The organism is Saccharopolyspora gloriosae (assembly GCF_014203325.1).
Taxonomy (GTDB): Bacteria; Actinomycetota; Actinomycetes; order Mycobacteriales; family Pseudonocardiaceae; genus Saccharopolyspora_C; species Saccharopolyspora_C gloriosae.
The window spans coordinates 1,275,864-1,293,468 of sequence record NZ_JACHIV010000001.1; the positions used below are offsets into that span (position 1 = coordinate 1,275,864).

Here is a 17,605-nt window from a genome sequence, read left to right on the forward strand (position 1 = left end):
GATAACCCCACCCACCACCACTCCCCGTCAAGAGCCCAGCTAAGAACCGCCGTTTCACAATGACCTGCGTAGCTGGTCGCTCAGCGGAACCTCAGCGGCTTCCTCGCTGCGGGATCGATTTCTCATGTAGCTCCCTACACCACGAAATCGCTGTCCTCGCGAGGAAGCCGCTGAGAACCCGCGGGTGGTCGTTTTGTTCTGGCTGGTCGCTGCTCAGCGGCTTCGCCGCTGACAGGACGACGAGCAGGGGCACCTTTCACCTGGACGGGCGAAGTCAAGACCGGCGGTCGGTGGCTTTCTCGCTGCGGGATTGATCTCTGGTGCACGTCCCTACACCACGAAATCGCTGTCCTCGCGAGGAAGCGGCTGAGAACCCGCCGGTGGTCGTTTTGTTCTGGCTGGTCGCTGCTCAGCGGCTTCGCCGCTGACAGGACGACGACCAGGGGCACGAGATCAAGAACAGGTGGTCGGGGGTTCATCGTTTGCGCGATTGCGCGGCGGCATCGCTGTCCTCGTGCGGGTGTCGGTGGGAACTCGCGGGGTGGTCGGCGTGGTCGAGTTGGTTGGTGCTCGGTGGTCGTTGTCGGTGGGGCTGCGGGGAAAAATCTTTGCGGGATCTTGGTGGGTGCTCGTGGGGTGGGGTTGTGGCGGCGGTAGCGTTCTGTGCTGCCTGGTCGGGTGGATGAAGGGGGAGAATCGCCGGTGAGAGCGGGACGAGCGGTCGGATTGGTACTCGGAGTGGCGGCCGATGCCGCACTGGGTGACCCACGTCGGGGGCATCCCGTCGCCGCCTTCGGGCGCGTCGCGCAGACCGCCGAGCGGGTGCTGCACCGCGACAGCCGGAGCGCCGGAGTGCTCTACACCGGGCTGCTCGTCGGCGGCACCGCGGCGCTGGGCGTGGTCGCCGAACGCGTCGCCCGCCGCAGTCCCGTCCTCGACGCCGTCACCACCGCGCTGACCACCTGGGTCGTGCTCGGCGGCGCGTCGCTGGCCGACGAGGGCACCGCGATGGGCCGGCTGCTCGACGCGGGGGACCTCGACGGGGCCCGCGGCAGGCTCGCCCACCTGTGCGGCCGGGAAGCCGCGCACCTCGACGAGCAGGGCCTCGCGCGGGCCACCGTCGAATCCATCGCGGAGAACACCTCCGACGCCGTGGTCGCCCCGCTGGTGTGGGGCGCGATCGCGGGCGTACCGGGCCTGCTCGGCTACCGGGCGGCGAACACCCTGGACGCGATGGTCGGGCACCGCAGCCCGCACTACCTGCGGTTCGGCTGGGCGGCGGCCCGGCTCGACGACGCGCTGAACCTGGCCCCGGCCCGGTTGTCGGCGATGCTCACCGCCGCGTGCGCGCCGGTCGTCGGCGGCTCCGCGAGCGGCGCCTGGCGGACCTGGCGGCGCGACGCCGCAGCCCACCCGAGCCCGAACGCGGGGCAGATCGAGGCCGCGTTCGCCGGGGCGCTGCAGATCCGCCTCGGCGGTCGCACCGTCTACGGCCACACCACCGAGCAGCGGCCGATCATGGGGGAGGGCCGCACCGCCGACGCCGGCGACGTGACGCGCGGCGTGGAGCTGTCGCGGGTCATCGGTTCGGTCACCGGCGTGCTCGCCGCCGCAGCGGTCGTGGCCCGGGGCGCTCGCGGCCGGTGACTCGCCCGTTCGTGCGCATGGCTTCGCCGGCTCGCCGCGCCGGGCCGGTGCCGTGCTGACGGGGCGTGGCCGGTGGGTCCACCGATCGTGGGGTTCGAGGCTCCTGAGCAGGTGATCTGGGATTCGCTCCGGTAGTGGTGGAGAGGACTGAAGGAGGTCGCATGAGCGATCTGGCCACCGTGCTGCCGGGACTGCTGCTGCCGCTCGCCATCATCGCCGTCGTCGGCGTGATCACGTTCGCGTACCGCCAGCCACCCGGCGGCAAGCACCGCTGAGGCGGGTGCGTCCGACTCCGCTCCCGTGGCGGATCCGCGGCGAGCGTGGCGGTACTGACTCCGCCACCGGGTCGCCCGCCGCGCGGGCACGGCTCACTCGCGGCCGGAGGACGCTGCTTCCTCGCGTTCCCGGCGCTCGTCCTCGGCGACGGCCTCCGCGACGGACATCTTGCGCGGCTTGCGCACCGCGCCCGCTGTCTGCTCCGGGGGCCGCAGCTCCGCGTAGATCAGGTATCCGATCGCCGCGATCGCCATCACGCCGAACGCGATCCACTGCAGCGCGTACGAGAAGTACGGCCCCGAGGACAGCTGCGGCAGCGGCAGCGCCGCGAGGCCGCCGGGCTGTCCGTCGACCAGCGCGAAGTAGCCGGGCCGCAGCGGAACGCCGGTGCCGTCGGTGATCACCTGCGAATCCACCGAGTACGTCCAGCGGTGCCCCTGGCGCTCGAACACGGGGCGGTGCTCCTGGTCCTTCTCGTCCATCCGCACCCGCGCGGTGATCGTGACCTGCCCGCCGGGGGCGGCGGCGAACTCGGGTGCGTCGGTGCCCACCGGCCGCACGAAGCCCCGGTCGACCAGCAGCGTCTCGCCGGTGGTGGCGCGGAACGGGGTGAGCACCTCGATCGCCGGTTCGCCCTGCACGGAGCGCAGCCAGGCCAGCGTCTCGTGCTCCGGCAGGTACTCGCCGGTGACCGCGATCTTGGTCCACTCGGTGGTGGAGTCGGGCGCCCGGTTCGCGGGCAGCACCTCGCCGAGGGGTTTCGGTTCCGCCGTGAAGGACTGCGAGATGGCGTCGTTGCGCGCCTGCGTCTCGTCGTCGCGGCCGAACTGCCACGGCGCGAGCAGCGTGAAGCACATCGTGGCGAACAGCACGACCAGCAGGATCAGACCGATCCACCCAGGTCGGAGCAGGAACTTCAGGCGCACGCCTCCACGGTAGGCGGCCGCGCGGCGGCGGTCCCGCCCGCCCCCGGCGCACTGCGGCCCAGCACACGCCCGGACCGTCCGAAGGCGCGCGGCCGGGGTCAGGCGGGTGCGGTGCGGGCGGCGGCGACGGCTTGGCGGGCGTAGCCGCCGCCGAACAGCACGGTGTGCACGAGCAGCGGGAACAGCTGGTGCACGCCGACGCGGTCCCGCCAGCCGTCGGCGAGCGGGTGCACCTCGTCGTAGGCGGCCAGCACCCGGTCCAGGTGGGGGCAGCCGAACAGCGCGAGCATCGCCAGGTCCGTCTCCCGGTGCCCGCCGTGCCCGGCCGGGTCGATCAGCCACGCGGCCCCGCCGCTCCAGTGCACGTTGCCGGTCCACAGGTCGCCGTGCAGCCGGGCGGCGGGCTCGTCGGAGCCGGTCAGCGAGGGCAGCCGGTCGCAGACCCGCTCGACGAGCGCGGAGTCCTCGGCGCCGAGCAACCCGGTGTCCACGGCACGGCGCAGGTAGGGCCGCACCCGGTGCTCCGGGTAGAAGGCCGGCCAGTCCGGTGCGGGTTCGTTGCGCATCGGCGCCAGCCCGATCCACGCGTCGGCGGGCCCGCCCGGCGGCGGGCTCCCGTGCGCGGGCGCGCCCGCGGCGTGCAACCGGGCCAGGCCGCGCCCGAACTCCTCGGCTGCCACCGGGCTCGGCGAACCGGAGTCGAGGTGTTCGGTCACGAGGTGCCGGTCGTCGTCGCCGAGCACCTCGGGCACCGGCAGCGCGCCGGGTTCCGCGAGCCACTTCAGCGAGGCCGCCTCGGCGGCGACGGCACCGGGCATGCCGGGCGGATTCGCCTTCACGAACACCTGCCTGCCATCGGCCAGCAGCACCGATCGGGACGTTCCCGCGTCACCGCCGCCGAGCTCCCGGACCCGCACTGCTTCCGAGCCGGTGCACCGCAGCACCACGTCCTCGATCTCGCCCATCGCGCGCCCTCCGATCGCCGAGCGTTCGCGGCCGAGTGTCTCCGATGCGCCGCCGCTCGGCCGCCGCGCGACGCCGCCGTGGCAGGTCAGAGCCGTTCGCGGGTCCACTCCAGCAGGCCGGGCACCGCGGCCTCGATCATCGCCAGCACGTCCTCGAAGCCGCGGTCCCCGCCGAAGTACGGGTCGGGCACCTCGGCCCCGTCGGCGGCGACCGGGTCGAACGAGCGCAGCAACCGGACCCGCTCCGGCTCGCCGAGCGCGTCGCGCACCACGCGCAGGTGCCCGGCGTCCATCGCCAGCAGCAGGTCGGCGTCCAAGTGCTCGTCGCCGAGCTGCGCGGCCACGTGCTCGGTGGGGTAGCCGTGATCGGCGAGCACCTTCAGCGTCCGGGGGTCGGCGCCTTCGCCGATGTGCCACGGGCCGGTGCCCGCGCTGCTGACCTCCACCTGGTCCTCGAGCCCCGCGCGGCGGACGTGCTCCCGGAACACCACCGCCGCCATCGGGGAGCGGCAGATGTTCCCGGTGCAGATGAACGAAACGTGCATGGTGGCTGTGTTCCTTCGCTTGCTCGGGGCCGGTGGTGGACTCCCCGGCGCCAGGTCTCTCGGGCGGCGGTCGGGTGTCGACGGTACGGGCCGCTGAGGTGCGATCCGGCGGGGGCGCTCCGGGCCCGCCGAAGATCGTCTTCCGGTGGTTACACTGCCCGGGATGACGAGCGGAAACGAGCACGAGCTGCTGCGCCACCACGGCGACGTGGACGCCGCGCCGGGTCTGCTCGACTTCGCCGTGAACGTCCGGTTGGAGCGCCCGCCGCGGTGGTTGCGCGATCACCTCGCCGCCGCGCTGGACGATCTGGGCCGCTACCCGTCCGCCGCGGACGACCTCGCCGCCCGCATCGCCGTCGCCGAGCGGCACGGCCGGGATTCCGACGACGTGCTGCTGCTGGCGGGCGCCGCGGAGTGCTTCTCGCTGCTGCCGGCGCTGCGCCCGCGGCTGGCCGCGGTGGTGCACCCCTCGTTCACCGAACCGGAGTTCGCGCTGCGCGCCGCGGACGTGCCCGTGACCCGCGTGCTGCTCGACGACCACCGGCTGGATCCGGCGCTCGTCCCGGACGACGCGGACCTCGTGGTGCTGGGCAATCCGACGAACCCGAGTTCGGTGCTGCACCCGGCCGAGGCGATCCGCGCCCTGGTCCGGCCCGGCCGGGTCGTCGTGGTGGACGAGGCGTTCGCCGACACCGTGCCCGGGGAACCGGAATCGCTTGCGGCGCAACGGATTCCGGGCGTGCTGGTCGTGCGCAGCCTCACCAAGACCTGGGCGTTGCCGGGGCTGCGCGCCGGGTACGCGCTCGGCGAACCCGGCCTGCTGCGCCGGTTGAGCGCGCCCCGCCCGCACTGGCCGCTGGGCACCCTCGCGCTGGCGGCGATCACCGCCTGCTGCGCCCCGCAGGCCGTCGCGGAGGCCGAACGGGCCGCCGTCGAGATCTCCGCGGAGCGGGACCGGTTCGCCGCGGAACTGGCCGCCATACCAGGGATCTCCGTGGCCGGGCCCGCCCGCGCCTCCTTCCTGCTGCTCGAAGTCCACAATGGCGAGAAGGTGCGCCACGCCTTGCGGGAACGCGGCATCGCGGTCCGCCGCGGCGACACCTTCCCCGGTCTCGGGCCGGACCACCTGCGGGTGGCGGTGCGGGACGCGGCGCGCAACGCGGCCCTGCTCCGGGCGTTGCGCGAGCTTCTCGGATAGTGCGAAGACCGAACCAAGGGGTGCGATTCGGATGACCGTGCGGATTCAGGACGTCGTGGAGTCCCTGGAGGCGGCCTACCCGCCGGAGCTGGCCGAGAGCTGGGACGCGGTCGGCCTCGTCTGCGGGGACCCGCAGGCCGCCGTGCAGCGGGTGCTGTTCTGCGTGGATCCCGTCGAGGCCACTGTGGACGAAGCGGTGGGCTTCGGCGCCCAGCTGCTGGTCTCGCACCACCCGCTGCTGCTGCGCGGCGTGCACGGGGTGCCCGCCGACGACCCGAAGGGGCGGCTGATCCACCGGCTGATCCGTTCCGGCATCGGTCTGTACTGCGCGCACACCAACGCCGACACCGCCGCGGTCGGCGTGTCCGACGCGTTGGCCGAGGCGATCGGGCTCACCGTCACCCGGCCGCTCGCCCCGCACTCCGCGGGCTCCGCCACCGGGCTGGGGCGCATCGGTTCGCTGCCGGCGCCCGAACCGTTCGGCCGGTTCGTGCAGCGGGTCGCGGAGAACCTGCCCACCACCGCCTGGGGCGTGCGCGGCGCGGGCGATCTCGACCGGGAGATCAGCACCGTGGCGGTGTGCGGCGGCGCGGGCGACTCCCAGCTGAGCGCCGCGCAGGCCGCCGGCGTCGACGCCTACGTGACCGCCGACCTGCGGCATCACCCGGCGGGGGAGCACCTCGCTCGCGGTGCGCAGGTGCCCGCACTGGTGGACGTGGCGCACTGGGCGAGCGAGTGGCCGTGGTGCCAGCAGGCTGCCGACGTCGTCGGCGCGGCGCTACCGGATACTGTCGAAGTTCTCGTCTCCACACGCCGCACCGACCCGTGGACCGCTCACGCCGCCGGTGCGGCCCCCGACTCTGGGAGGACTCCCGCGTGAAAGCCGACCCCGCCGTGCAGCGCCGGTTGCTCGATCTGGCGGAGGTGGACGCCGAACTCAACCGCGTCAACCACCGCCGCCGGACGCTGCCCGAACTGGAGGAGATCGGCCACCGCGAGCGTGAGCTGCAGGCACAGCGGGACTCGCTGGTGGCCGCGCAGACCTCGTTCGGCGACATCGACCGGGACGCGAAGCGGCTCGAAGCGGAGGTCGACCAGGTCCGCAAGCGCGAGGACCGCGACCGCAAGCTGATGGAGTCCGGCGGTTCCGCCAAGCAGCTGGAGGACCTGCAGCACGAGCTGCAGACCCTCGCCCGCCGCCAGGGCAACCTGGAGGACGAGCTGCTGGAGGTCATGGAGCAGCGGGAGGCGCTGGAGTCCGACGTCGAACGCGCCCGCGCCGGGGTCACCGAGGCGGAGCAGCGGCTCGCCGACGTGCAGCACAGCCGGGACGAGGCGATGGCCGACCTGGACAGCGCCGAGGCCAAGCGCACGGTGGAGCGCGAGTCGGTGGCGGGCACGCTGCCGGAGCCGCTGCTGGCGCTCTACGACCGGATCCGCGCCTCCAAGGGCGTCGGCGTGGGGCCGCTGCAGGGCAACCGCTGCGGCGCCTGCCGCATCGAGCTGGACCGCTCGAAGCTCGCCGAGCTGCGCGACACCGCCGCCGACGACGTGGTCCGCTGCGAGGAGTGCGGCGCGATCCTGGTTCGCACCAAGGATTCCTGATGCGCGTCGTCGTCGAAGCCGATGGCGGTTCCCGCGGCAACCCGGGACCGGCCGGGTGCGGCGCGGTGGTGCGGGGCGCGGACGGCGCGGTGCTCGCGGAGCGCTCGCGCTGGCTCGGCGTCGCGACGAACAACGTCGCCGAGTACGAGGGCCTGCTGTGCGGGCTGCGCGCGGCGGCGGAGCTCGGTGCCACCGAGGTCGACGCGCGGATGGACTCCAAACTCGTCGTCGAGCAGCTCTCCGGCCGGTGGAAGATCAAGCACGAGGCGCTGCGATCCCTCGCGGCGCAGGCGAAGGAGCTCGTCGCCGGGTTTTCGGCGGTGACCTTCGAGTGGATCCCGCGGGCGAGCAACGCGCACGCGGACCGGTTGGCGAACGAGGCGATGGACACCCGCGAGGACGCCGAGCGCACCGGGCAGGCCGGTTCGACGGCCGCCCCCGCGACGACGGCGGACCGGGTGCGCCCCACCGGCTGGAACGGTGCCCTCGGCGCCCCGACGAAGTTGCTGCTGGTGCGGCACGGGCAGACCGCGATGTCGGTGGACCGCCGCTACTCCGGTCGCGGCGACGTCCCGCTGACCGACCTGGGCGAGCGCCAGGCGCGGGCGGCGGCGGCGCGGCTCGCGGAGATGGACGGCGTCGTCACCGCCGACGGCGCGGCCCCGGTGCTCGCCTCCCCGCTGGGGCGCACCCGGCAGACCGCCGAGGCCGTCGCCGCCGCCACCGGCGGTGAGCTCACGTTCCACGACGGCCTGCTGGAGACGGACTTCGGCTCCTGGGAGGGCCTCACCTTCCTGGAGGCGGCGGAGCAGTACCCCGAGCTGCACGGGTCGTGGCTCGGCGACTCCACCGTCGAACCGCCCGGCGGCGAGAGCCTGGAGGCCGTGTTCGACCGGGTCACGTCCGTCCGCGACGAGATCCTGGCGCGGTACGAGGGACGCACCGTGATCGTCGTCAGCCACGTCACGCCGATCAAGGCGCTGCTGCGGCTCGGCCTCGACGTGGGACCGTCGCTGTACTACCGGCTGCACCTGGACCTGGCGTCGCTGTCGATCGTCGAGTTCTACCCGGACGGCAACGCCTCCGTCCGCCTGGTCAACGACATCTCCCACCTGGGCTGACAGCCCTGTCTTGGCCTTGGCTTGCGTAGTGGGGCGGGTGGCGGAACCTCAGCGTTCTTCTCGCTGCGGGATCTTTTTCCCGAGTGGCTCCGCCACGAGGGAAAAAGCTGTCCTCGCGAGAAGAACGCTGAGAACCCGCGGGTGGTCTTCTTGCTTTGGCTGGTCGCTGCTCAGCGGCTTCGCCGCTGACAGGACCACGGCCCGTGGTTCCTGGTGTTGGTTGGCCGGTTTGCGACGGGGCGTTGACCTGGGGTGGTGGGGGGTATCTGCTCACCCCGAGGTGATCGCGGATGAGTGCACGGATGCGCCGGTCGTGGCGCAGCAGTGGGATTCTCGGGCTCGTGCTGGCGGGAGCGGTGGCGTTGCCCGCCGTGGCCGCGGCGGCGCCGGCACCGTGGACCGGTGACTTCGGGGACTTCCCCGGCGGGTCCTGGGAGCAGCGGTGGGGCGTGCTCGACGACGGTCGGTTCGGCTTCGACCGGATGTCCGGCCGGGACGGCGCGCTGGAGGTGTTCTACGGCCAGGGGTCGTCGGCGCCGTCGTGCGACGACTGCCCGACCGAGGGCGGCGGCCAGTTCTACACCGACTTCGACGACCTAGGGCGCGAGGACCTCTCCCAGGCCCGCGCGCTGCACCTGAGCTACCAGGTGCGGTTCCCCGCCGACTACGACTTCGGCAAGGGCGGCAAGCTGCCCGGCCTCTACGGCGGCCCACCGGGCGAGGCCGGGGGCGGTAACCACGGGCAGGCCTGGTCGACGCGGTTCATGTGGCGCAACGACGACGGACACGACGCCCGAGCGGGCGACGGCGAGGTGTACGTCTACGACCCGTCGCTGGGTGACGGCTACGGCGAGGACGTGGGCCGCGGCGCGTGGCAGTGGCAGGCCGACGACCAGTGGCACACCGTGGAGCAATCCGTGGACCGGGACAGCGGGCGGATCGTGGTGCGCTACGACGATCAGGAGGTGCTCGACGTCGTGGGCATCGAGCAGATCGGTGACGTGCCGTTCGCCGGGATCTTCTTCTCCACCTTCTTCGGCGGCCACGCCACCGAATGGGGCCCGGACCACGACGTGCGCGCGCAGTTCCGCGACTTCCAGGTGAGCGCGCCGGAGTAGCCCCGGCTCAGGCGGCGACGGGCAGGGCCGGGTTCAGCTCTCGGCTGAACGCGGCCAGCCCGTCGGCCAGCCGCGTCGTGGCGCGCGGATCCCAGTCCCAGCCTTCGGCGGTGGACGTGAGCCACTTGTCGAACAGGAAGCTGGTGGGCGTCACCCGGTGTGCGCCGTGATCGGTGAGCAGGCGGCGCACGGCGTAGTCCGCGGTGCTCGACTGGGCCTGCGTCGACCCGAGGCACACCGCGTGCACCGGGCGCCGCGCGGGCGAGGGCATCAGGTCCAGCCAGGCCCGCAGCAGCCGGCTCCCGGAGACCTCGTAGGACGGCGTGATCAGCACGATCCCGTCGGCGTCGTTCAGCAGCCTGCGCGCCCAGCGCAGCGATGGGGCGTCGGAGCGGCCGGTCAGCAGCGCGGATTCGGGCATCAGGTCCAGCGGCAACCCGCGCACCCGGAATCCCTCGGCGCGCAGCGCGTCGCCGGTGGCGCGGTTCAGTTCTTCCAAGCGGGACAGGGAATGCGGGCTGCTGGAGACCGTAATGACGGTGGACATGAGCGAGTTCTTCCTGCGAGCGGCCGGATTCGGCCGTGAACGAGCGTGACGGGAGCGTTCAGCAGGAAGAACAGCAGGCACCGTTGACGCGCGCGTAGTCCACGTAGCGGCAGCGGGTCAGCGGTGCGGCGGTCACCGACGAAGTACACCAACCCCCGAAAACCCGGTCAATCCACTCCCACCCGCCGAGATCCCCCCAAGAACCCCCACCGCACGAACCCGAGCAGTCGCAGCGAACCCGTGCACTGGACGAGCGAAGCGAAGTCCGCCCCGCGGCCGAAGGCCGTGCCTTTGCGGCGAAGTCGTGCAGTGGGCAGCGAAGCCAGCCTGCCTGGCGGCCGAAGGCCGTGCCTTTGCGGCGAAGTCGTGCAGTGGGCGGCGAAGCCAGCCTGCCTGGCGGCCGAAGGCCGTGCCTTTGCGGCGAAGTCGTGCAGTGGGCGGCGAAGCCAGCCTGCCTGGCGGCCGAAGGCCGTGCCTTTGCGGCGAAGCCGTGCAGTGGGCGGCGAAGCAAGTCTGCCTTGCGGCGAAGCCGTGCCTGTATTCGCGCAGCGAATAGCCCACGTCGAAAAGCCGACGACCGGCGGGTTCTCAGCGGTTTCCTCGCGAGGACAGCTTTTTTCCTCGTGGCGGAGCCACTTGGAAAAAAGATCCCGCAGCGAGGAAGCCGCTGAGGTTCCGCTACCCGGACACCAAAGCAACACGAGCCGTGGAAGCAATCCCTAAAGCCGACCTTCCACGCACCACCGCAACCACACGCCCAAACCGGGGAAGGTTTTAGAACCCGACGCCACACGCCAAGCCGAGCGGGACTCCGCAAACCCAGCCACACGCCCAAGCCGGGAGACTGCGAAGCCCCTGAACGAAAGAGGGGAAAGGTGGAGGAGTCGGCCTGTAAGCCGGATCCTGTTCGCGGGCGTCTCGCGACGTCCCGTTCGGCGACCATCCATCTCGGCCTGCCGTCACCGGCAGGCTCCAGCGGCCTACCCGCAGGCTCGGGCGGGCAGCCCTCGAACACCTGCGCAGACGCTGATCGGCGTCCTCTTGGCCTTGCTCCGGGTGGGGTTTACCTAGCCGCCCCGGTCACCCGGGGCGCTGGTGGTCTCTTACACCACCGTTTCACCCTTACCCGGTCGGCGAACCGTCCGGGCGGTCTGTTCTCTGTGGCACTGTCCCGCGGGTTTCCCCGGGTTGCCGTTAGCAACCACCCTGCCCTGTGGAGTCCGGACTTTCCTCGACGCGGGCGGTGCCCGTGCCGCGGCCGCCCGGCCGACTCATCCACCAGGTTCCAGTCTAGCGAGCCAGGGCTCCGCGTTCGGTGCCGCCCGCCTCGTCGCCGCCGGAGGATTCGGGCATTTCAGACGGTGACGAAGCGGGTCGCTGGTCACTGCCCGTGGAGCGACCTGGACGCGGCGGTGACCGGTGGAGCCGCTACGCTGGATGCAGTCAAGATCACGTCCGGGTGGCGGGTGATGACGCGGTGACACGATCGCCGGTCGGCGTCCGTTGAACGGGTTTCGGTGCGTCGTCGAAAGGTGTGCCGAATTCCACTGACCGGCCGATTCATGCACTGTGCGTGAGGAAGGGGCTCGCATCAGAGTGAACGATCAGGGGTTCCCGATCCAGCGCAAGTCCGCCCCTCGCTCCTCCGCGTTCATTGCTCCATCCGAGTCAAGCCCGAACGGCCTATTCGGCGAGTGAGCCGGCCTGCCGACGTCTTCGGTGGTGCTGGATCAACCACTACTGCTGGTGACCATGTCATGTTCTACTCGTATCGTCGCGTCGGGAAGATCCTGTCGGCCGACGTACCTGCCCGACGACCCTTCACGCACTCAGGGGTAACAAGATGACCGCCATGCCGCTGGAAACGTTGGCGCACGTGCACGTGCTGGCCACGCTCGACCCGTTGGCGCAGCAGACAGGTCTCGGCACCGAAGGCATCCGCGGCTGGATCCTCAACAACCTGCTGCCGCTGCTCCTGCTGGCGGTCGCGCTGCTGCTGCTGTGGCTCGGCGGCGGCAAGGGCGACAACGCCGGCGTGATGCGCCGCGTGATGGGCGTCTTCGTGGCGCTGGCCCTGATCGGCTTCGCGGTCACCGGCGCGGGCGTGGACATCGGCACGTTCATCGCCGGCCTGTTCAGCACCAGCGGGTGATCGCCAGTGCGGATCCGCACCGATGACGAGGTCTACCGGGTCGATGCCGTGTGGCTCGGCCCGCCGAAGGCGACGTTCCCGTGGCGGGCGCGCTACGTCGCCTGGGGAGTGGGGACCATCGTGTTCCTGCTGGTGCTGGCCATCGAACGCCGGATGAACATCGGCTTCGGCCTGTTCTCCACCGGCTGGGCGGTCGTCATCACGATCCTCGTTACGCGGATCGTGTGTTCCCGGATCACCCACGAACGGCCGCTGGGAGCCGTGATGGTGATGTGGTTGCGTGAACTGACCGCACCTCGTGAACGTTCCGCCGGACGCGGCGGGGCGGCGGGCGCGGCCCGGATCAAGGTGCGCACCCAGCGGCCCCGGCCGAAGCAGAAGCAGCCCAGACAAGCAAAGCAGCCCACTCGGCGAAGCCGGGGAGGGCAGGCCCCGCAGGCCCGGCGCACCGGCCGGTCCCCCCACGGAGGCCAGCCCGCCGGCGGTTCGACCAGGCAGGTCCGCCGCACCAGGAAGTCCGCGGGACGCACCAAGTCCGCGGGCGGGCGTGCGCGTAGCAAGGAGGTTCGCGGTGTTCGGTCGCCGTCGAGGCGGTGAGCGCCAGCCCCAGGGCCCCGGCGCGCCCCAGCGTGCCCCGCAGGGCGGGAGCAAGGCGCGGGGCAAGGCGAAACGGCAGGACCGCAGGCTTCCTGACGAACAGTCGTTGCCGAGCTACACGCCTTCCATCGCCGCCAGGTCGATCGACGGTCACCTGCTGCGCACCGGCCAGGACGTGTTCGCCTGGTACCGGCTGTCGCCGCAGCGCTGGTCCTTCCGCTCCGATTCGCAGCGCCAGGACCTGATCGCCGCCATCGCCGGGCAGTACGCGGAGCTCCAGGGCCGCTGGATGCACCTGCGGGTCACCAGCCGCCCGTACCCGATCCGGATGTGGGCGGAGGCGCACGTGCACAACGCGCGCGGCGCGCTGCCCGACGCGCCCGGCGCGCTGAGCTTCGACGACTACATGGTCGGCGAGCAGCAGCAGCTGATGGGCCGCTCCATGGCGGAGAAGGAGGTCTACCTCGGCGTCCAGGTGCAGACCCGCAACGTGGTGGACCGCGCCGTGGAACGCGCCGCGCCGCTGCTGCGCCGGGTGTTCCCGGAGGCCGTGGACGCCGAGCTCGTCGCGCTCGACAGCGAGATCGAGCACTTGGACCAGGTGATCGGCTCCGCAGGGCTGGACGGGCGTCCGGTGACGGCCGAGGAGATCTCCTGGCTGATGCACCGGTCCTGCTCGCTGGGCCTGCCCGCGCCGCGCAACCTGCCCGCCGTGCCGGGCGCGGAGTGGGAACCCGAGGACTTGGCGTCGTTCACCGACGCCGCCGACATGTACCAGGAGCCGTACTCGCCGACCGCCACGGTCCGCGGGCGCACCGGCTCCAACGCGGGCATCACCCGGCACGTCGCGGTGCTGACCGTCGGCCAGACCCACGGCCTGCAGATCCCGGAGATCGACGATCCGTGGATCCAGCACTCCGACCGGCTGCCCGCTCCCGTCGAGTGGTCCGCGCGCATCTACGTGCGCCGGCCCGAGGACGTGGGCGGCGAGCTGCAGCGCCAGATGAACAAGGTGCGCTCGCAGGTCCGGCACTACACCGAGGAGCACGGCCTGGAGCCGCCGACCTCGCTGGCCCGCCAGGCGGGCCGGGTGCTGGAGATCGACGACGAGATGACCACCGGGTTCACCGCGCTGGCCACCCGGGTCCGCTCGTGGTGGCGGCTGGCCGTGTCCGGGCCGACCGAGCGCGACGCGCTGCGCCTCGCGCAGCAGATCCTGGACCTGTACAAGCCGAAGGTCGCCATCGAGCACCCCGAGGCGCAGTACGCGATGGCCCGCGAGTTCATCCCCGGTGAGCAGCTGGCTTCCGGCGCGTACATGCGGCGGGGTTCGGTCCTGTGGGCCGCGGCCTCGGTTCCGCAGGCCACCGCGGAGGTGGGCGACCGGCGCGGCATCCTGCTCGGCGAGACGTGCACCGCGACCCGGCGTCCGGTGGCCTGGGACCCGTGGATGGCGCAGGAGGTCCGCGACGCCTCGGGGCTGACGGCGATGGTCGCCGGTCTCGGCGGTGGCAAGTCCTTCCTCGGCGGCGGCACCGTCTACAAGACCTTGCGGGCGGGCGCGCACTGGACGTTGCTGGACCCGTCGGGCCCGTTGGCGGAGCTGTGCAAGCTCCCCGAGCTGCGGCCCTACGCGCGGCCGATCAACCTGCTCAACGCCCAGCCCGGCATCCTCAACCCGTACCGGGTGGTGGCGGAACCGCAGCTGGAGCACTTCGTCGACGAGGACGACCCGGAGCGCAGCTGGCGCCGCGAACGCGCGCTGTCGGCCGCGACCCGGCGGCGGCTGGTGCTGGACGTGCTCACCGGCCTGCTGCCCTACGAGGTCGCCCGGCTGCCGCAGACCCGGATCGTGCTGCTGCGCGCGGTGCGCGCCGTCGGCGGCCGGCCGGACGCGCACCCGGGCATGGTCTTCGAAGCGCTGCGCCGGGACGCCTCCGAGCACCACGAGCACGCGGTGGTGGTCGCCGACTTCCTCGACGAGATCCGCGAGCGCATGTCGCTGCTCATCCCGGAGGCCGACGCCGACCCGTACTCGGAGACCCGCGAGGACCGGCTCACGGTGCTCACCATGGCGGGCTTGGCGCTGCCGAAGGACGGCGTCGGGCGCGAGCACTGGACCGACGCGGAAGCCCTCGGCGTGGAGATGCTGAACCTGGCGGCGTGGCTGACCCAGCGCTCCGTCTACGAGCGGCCGAAGGACGAGCGCAAGGGCGTCTGGATCGACGAGGCGTTCTTCCTGTCCGAGGTTCCGACGGGCCGGGTGCTGATGAACCGGTTCGCGCGCGACTCGCGGAAGTGGAACGTGCGGGTGCTGCTGTCGAGCCAGATCCCGGCGGACTTCCTGCGCATCCAGGGCTTCGTGTCGCTGCTGGACTCGGTGTTCGTCGGCAGGCTCGACGACGAGCAGGCCCAGTCGGACGCGTTGCGGTTGCTGAAGGTTCCGGTCGGCGCGGGCTACGAGCAGGTCGTCTCCGCGCTGGGCCGCAGGCCCGGACCGGCGCGCAACAGCACCGAGCGGGACCGGGCGCCGCGGCAGTTCATCTTCGGCGACGGCGCGGGCGGTGTGGAGCGCATCCGCATCGACTTCGGCGGCCCGCACCTGGAGCACCTGCGCGACGCGCTGGACACCACTCCGGGCAGCCGCGAACCGGACCCGGATCAGCGCGCGCTGCCCGGCTCCGGCGGCGAGGCGAACTCCGACACCCCGCCGCGGCCGTCGCCGCCGCCGGTGCCGGAGGACGACTACGCGGACGACATCGACGGCTTCGACGAGTTCGAACTCGAAACCGTCGGCATCGGGCCGGGCGAGGAACGCACCAACGGAACCGACCGCTCGCAGCAGCGGCCCGGTCAAGGCGGAGACGAAGTGCGGTGAGCGCGCTGTTCGCGCCCACGATCATGGCGGCGATGATCGTGGCGGTGATCTGGGCCGCGAAGCGGGCGGCGTCCCGGCGGCGCAGCGCCGCGCGCCGCAGGGGTCGTCGTCCGGCGGTGCTGCTGGTCGGCGCCCTGGTCGCGATCCAGGCGCTGATCGGGGCACCGGTGTCGGCGCAGGGCTTGGACTGCAAGGAACCGCCGAGCCCGGAGCGCCCGCAGTCCGGCATGGTCGGCGCGATCGACCGCGCCCCCTTGGGCACGGGCGTGCCGGGCAGCCCCTACGACGAGTTCGGCTACGCCGGCCACGTCTGGCACAACTACGACCTGGGCTGCGGGCCGCAGGGCATGATGAACCCGAACGCCCTGGTCGACACGTGGCTGGGCAACGAGCTGTTCAACGTGTCCAAGAACCTCGTCGGCGCCACCAACGGGCTGCACTACGCGCTGGTCAACGGCAACCTCATGGGTCCGCTGGACGACCTGATCGCGACGGGCACCGTGGCGCTCTACGACAGCGTGTTCACCCCGTGGTTCGGGGTCGCGGCGCTGGTCCTGGCGGTGCTGCTGTTCCGCTACATCTGGCAGGGCGACCTGGCCACGATCGGCAAGCGCACCATGTGGGCGCTGGCCGGGTTGTGGTTCGCCTCCGCCACCTACCTCACTCCGATGATCTACACGCACGCCCTGGACGAGGTCGTGATCACCGGGACTTCCGTGGTGCAGTCGGGTTTCCTGCAACAGGTCGGCGTCGGTGACGCCACCAACTCGTTGCCGACGGAGCTGCACGAGCAGGTGGTCTACAACAACTGGCTGCGCGGTGAGTTCGGGGCTCCGGACGCACCGGAGGCCGAGCGGTTCGGTCCGCAGCTGCTGCGCGCCCAGGCGTGGACGAAGCAGGAGGTCGAGGCGAACGCCGACAAGGGCCCGGCGACGCCGAAGACCGACGCGTTCACCGACGTCGCGAGCCAGTTGCAGAGCACCAGCGCTTACGGCTACTTCCAGGGCAAGGACGGCAGCAGGGTCGGGGCGGCGATGCTGTCGCTGGTGCAGGGCCTCGCGTTCGCCTCGTTCCAGCTGATGGCGAAGGCCGCGATCCTGCTGGCTCAGGTGCTGCTGCGGGTGCTGATCCTGGCCGGGCCGCTGATCGGCCTGGTCGCGCTGTTGAATCACCAGGTCCTGCGCGCGGTCGGGCGGATCGCCGGTGCGGCGATGCTGAACGTGCTGGTGATCGCCGCGATGGCCGGGCTGCACACCTGGGTGCTGATGTGGATCTTCAACGGGCCGACGCCGTTCGACGTGCTCCTGCAGATCCTGCTGGCGGGGCTGGTGACGATCGTGTTCATCATGATCGGCAAGCCGGTCCACCGGATGGGGCAGATGGTGCAGCTCTCGGTCGGCGGCAACGGTGGCGTGGCGCAGGCTTCGCGCGGCGTGTTCGGCCGGTTCCGCGGGCGCAGGCCCGCCGACGACCCGAGCGGTGACTTCTGGGAGCAGGTCCGCGAATCCGACCCGGACGCGCCGCCGCCGGACCCCGCGGGCCAGCGCGGCCGGTGGCAGACCCGGCCGGAGGCCGATCACCAGGCGATGTCGGCCACGGCGCAGCGGCTCGACCGGCAAGGGGGGCCGTGGGCGGCGTTGCCCGGCAGCGGCGCACCCACCGGCGGCGGCATGGGGTCGCCCGCGCTGCCCGCGTCCGGCCCGGCGGGCGAGCGGCGACCGGGTGGTCCGGCCGCGGCGTTGCCGGAGGGCAGGGCCAGCCGGGTGGTGGACACCGCTCCGGTCTCCGACGTCGCGTGGGATCGGCGGGAGGAGGAACCGGTGCTGGTGCCGTCCCTGTCGGAACAGGCGCCGATGCCCGCCCCGGCCGAAGCGACCGCGCCGCGCCGGGCCGACATGGAAGTCGTCGCGGGCAAGCCGGTGTACGTCGTGTACCGGCCGTCGCGCGGGCTGGAGGTGGCCGATGAGGACTGACCGGCCACAGTGGACTGACTCTTGGAATGACCTGCGCAGGTGTCCGGGGAGCGGAAC

Annotated in this window: 14 protein-coding genes and 1 other RNA gene; 10 read left to right on the forward strand and 5 right to left on the reverse strand. The window is 72.2% G+C overall.

Translation table 11 applies throughout. From position 1 onward, the window contains the following. The first annotated feature begins 702 nt into the window (after nucleotides 1–702). The gene (locus tag BJ969_RS05830) at nucleotides 703–1,647 is read left to right on the forward strand and encodes a cobalamin biosynthesis protein (RefSeq protein WP_184477828.1); all 945 of its coding nucleotides are present in this window, start codon (nucleotides 703–705) and stop codon (nucleotides 1,645–1,647) included. A gap of 368 nt (nucleotides 1,648–2,015) precedes the next feature. On the opposite strand, the gene BJ969_RS05835 is transcribed toward BJ969_RS05830, so the two are convergent. The 3 genes from BJ969_RS05835 to BJ969_RS05845 form a co-directional block, all read right to left on the reverse strand. Continuing rightward, nucleotides 2,016–2,849: an SURF1 family cytochrome oxidase biogenesis protein gene (locus BJ969_RS05835; RefSeq protein WP_184477829.1), complete on the reverse strand. Its 834-nt coding sequence runs from the start codon at nucleotides 2,847–2,849 to the stop codon at nucleotides 2,016–2,018. A 98-nt stretch (nucleotides 2,850–2,947) separates the two neighbouring features. Continuing rightward, a complete protein-coding gene (locus tag BJ969_RS05840) occupies nucleotides 2,948–3,814 on the reverse strand; it encodes a fructosamine kinase family protein (protein WP_184477830.1) in 867 nt (288 codons plus the stop codon). 86 nt (nucleotides 3,815–3,900) lie between these two features. Then, a complete protein-coding gene (locus tag BJ969_RS05845; protein ID WP_184477831.1) occupies nucleotides 3,901–4,359 on the reverse strand; it encodes a low molecular weight protein-tyrosine-phosphatase in 459 nt (152 codons plus the stop codon). 163 nt (nucleotides 4,360–4,522) lie between these two features. On the opposite strand from BJ969_RS05845, the gene cobC reads away from it, so the two are divergent. The 5 genes from cobC (at nucleotide 4,523) to BJ969_RS05870 (ending at nucleotide 9,401) form a co-directional block, all read left to right on the forward strand. Then, on the forward strand, nucleotides 4,523–5,557 hold the full coding sequence (cobC, locus tag BJ969_RS05850; protein WP_184477832.1) for an Rv2231c family histidinol phosphate aminotransferase CobC: 1,035 nt from the start codon (nucleotides 4,523–4,525) through the stop codon (nucleotides 5,555–5,557). Between the two features lie 31 nt (nucleotides 5,558–5,588). Then, a complete protein-coding gene (locus tag BJ969_RS05855; RefSeq protein ID WP_184477833.1) occupies nucleotides 5,589–6,437 on the forward strand; it encodes a Nif3-like dinuclear metal center hexameric protein in 849 nt (282 codons plus the stop codon). Beyond that, a complete protein-coding gene (locus BJ969_RS05860; RefSeq protein WP_184477834.1) occupies nucleotides 6,434–7,162 on the forward strand; it encodes a CT398-like coiled coil hairpin domain-containing protein in 729 nt (242 codons plus the stop codon). The genes BJ969_RS05855 and BJ969_RS05860 overlap by 4 nt, the downstream gene beginning before the upstream one ends. Next, nucleotides 7,162–8,283 (forward strand): bifunctional RNase H/acid phosphatase, encoded by a 1,122-nt coding sequence (locus BJ969_RS05865; protein WP_184477835.1) that lies wholly within the window; start codon nucleotides 7,162–7,164, stop codon nucleotides 8,281–8,283. Before BJ969_RS05860 ends, BJ969_RS05865 begins: the two co-directional genes overlap by 1 nt. Nucleotides 8,284–8,573: 290 nt before the next feature. Next, a complete protein-coding gene (locus tag BJ969_RS05870; RefSeq protein WP_246456688.1) occupies nucleotides 8,574–9,401 on the forward strand; it encodes a polysaccharide lyase in 828 nt (275 codons plus the stop codon). A 7-nt stretch (nucleotides 9,402–9,408) separates the two neighbouring features. Here the strand turns inward: BJ969_RS05870 and BJ969_RS05875 are convergent, their stop codons facing one another. Then, entirely contained in the window at nucleotides 9,409–9,948 is a 540-nt protein-coding gene (locus tag BJ969_RS05875; protein ID WP_184477836.1) for an NAD(P)H-dependent oxidoreductase, read from the reverse strand. A gap of 876 nt (nucleotides 9,949–10,824) precedes the next feature. After that, nucleotides 10,825–11,222, reverse strand: an RNA gene (rnpB, locus tag BJ969_RS05880) — RNase P RNA component class A. A 569-nt stretch (nucleotides 11,223–11,791) separates the two neighbouring features. Between rnpB and BJ969_RS05885 the strand changes: the two genes are divergently transcribed. From BJ969_RS05885 to BJ969_RS05900, 4 genes are read left to right on the forward strand one after another with little or no spacing between them, the layout of a single operon-like run. Further along, nucleotides 11,792–12,100 carry a hypothetical protein gene (locus tag BJ969_RS05885; RefSeq protein WP_246456689.1) on the forward strand — a complete coding sequence of 103 codons (309 nt, stop codon included), beginning with the start codon at nucleotides 11,792–11,794 and terminating at the stop codon, nucleotides 12,098–12,100. A 6-nt stretch (nucleotides 12,101–12,106) separates the two neighbouring features. Further along, a complete protein-coding gene (locus tag BJ969_RS05890; RefSeq protein WP_184477837.1) occupies nucleotides 12,107–12,697 on the forward strand; it encodes a hypothetical protein in 591 nt (196 codons plus the stop codon). Continuing rightward, nucleotides 12,672–15,575, forward strand: coding sequence for an ATP-binding protein (locus BJ969_RS05895; RefSeq protein WP_184477838.1), 2,904 nt, complete (start codon nucleotides 12,672–12,674; stop codon nucleotides 15,573–15,575). Before BJ969_RS05890 ends, BJ969_RS05895 begins: the two co-directional genes overlap by 26 nt. Next, nucleotides 15,572–17,548 carry a hypothetical protein gene (locus BJ969_RS05900; RefSeq protein WP_343071249.1) on the forward strand — a complete coding sequence of 659 codons (1,977 nt, stop codon included), beginning with the start codon at nucleotides 15,572–15,574 and terminating at the stop codon, nucleotides 17,546–17,548. Before BJ969_RS05895 ends, BJ969_RS05900 begins: the two co-directional genes overlap by 4 nt. Nucleotides 17,549–17,605 lie beyond the last annotated feature (57 nt).

Bases quoted from the DNA above. Each gene is read 5' to 3' on its own strand.
- BJ969_RS05840 (WP_184477830.1), bottom strand. From the start codon at position 3,814: ATGGGCGAGATCGAGGACGTGGTGCTGCGGTGCACCGGCTCGGAAGCA.
- BJ969_RS05845 (WP_184477831.1), bottom strand. From the start codon at position 4,359: ATGCACGTTTCGTTCATCTGCACCGGGAACATCTGCCGCTCCCCGATG.
- cobC (WP_184477832.1), top strand. From the start codon at position 4,523: ATGACGAGCGGAAACGAGCACGAGCTGCTGCGCCACCACGGCGACGTG.
- BJ969_RS05855 (WP_184477833.1), top strand. From the start codon at position 5,589: ATGACCGTGCGGATTCAGGACGTCGTGGAGTCCCTGGAGGCGGCCTAC.
- BJ969_RS05865 (WP_184477835.1), top strand. From the start codon at position 7,162: ATGCGCGTCGTCGTCGAAGCCGATGGCGGTTCCCGCGGCAACCCGGGA.
- BJ969_RS05870 (WP_246456688.1), top strand. From the start codon at position 8,574: ATGAGTGCACGGATGCGCCGGTCGTGGCGCAGCAGTGGGATTCTCGGG.
- BJ969_RS05875 (WP_184477836.1), bottom strand. From the start codon at position 9,948: ATGTCCACCGTCATTACGGTCTCCAGCAGCCCGCATTCCCTGTCCCGC.
- BJ969_RS05885 (WP_246456689.1), top strand. From the start codon at position 11,792: ATGACCGCCATGCCGCTGGAAACGTTGGCGCACGTGCACGTGCTGGCC.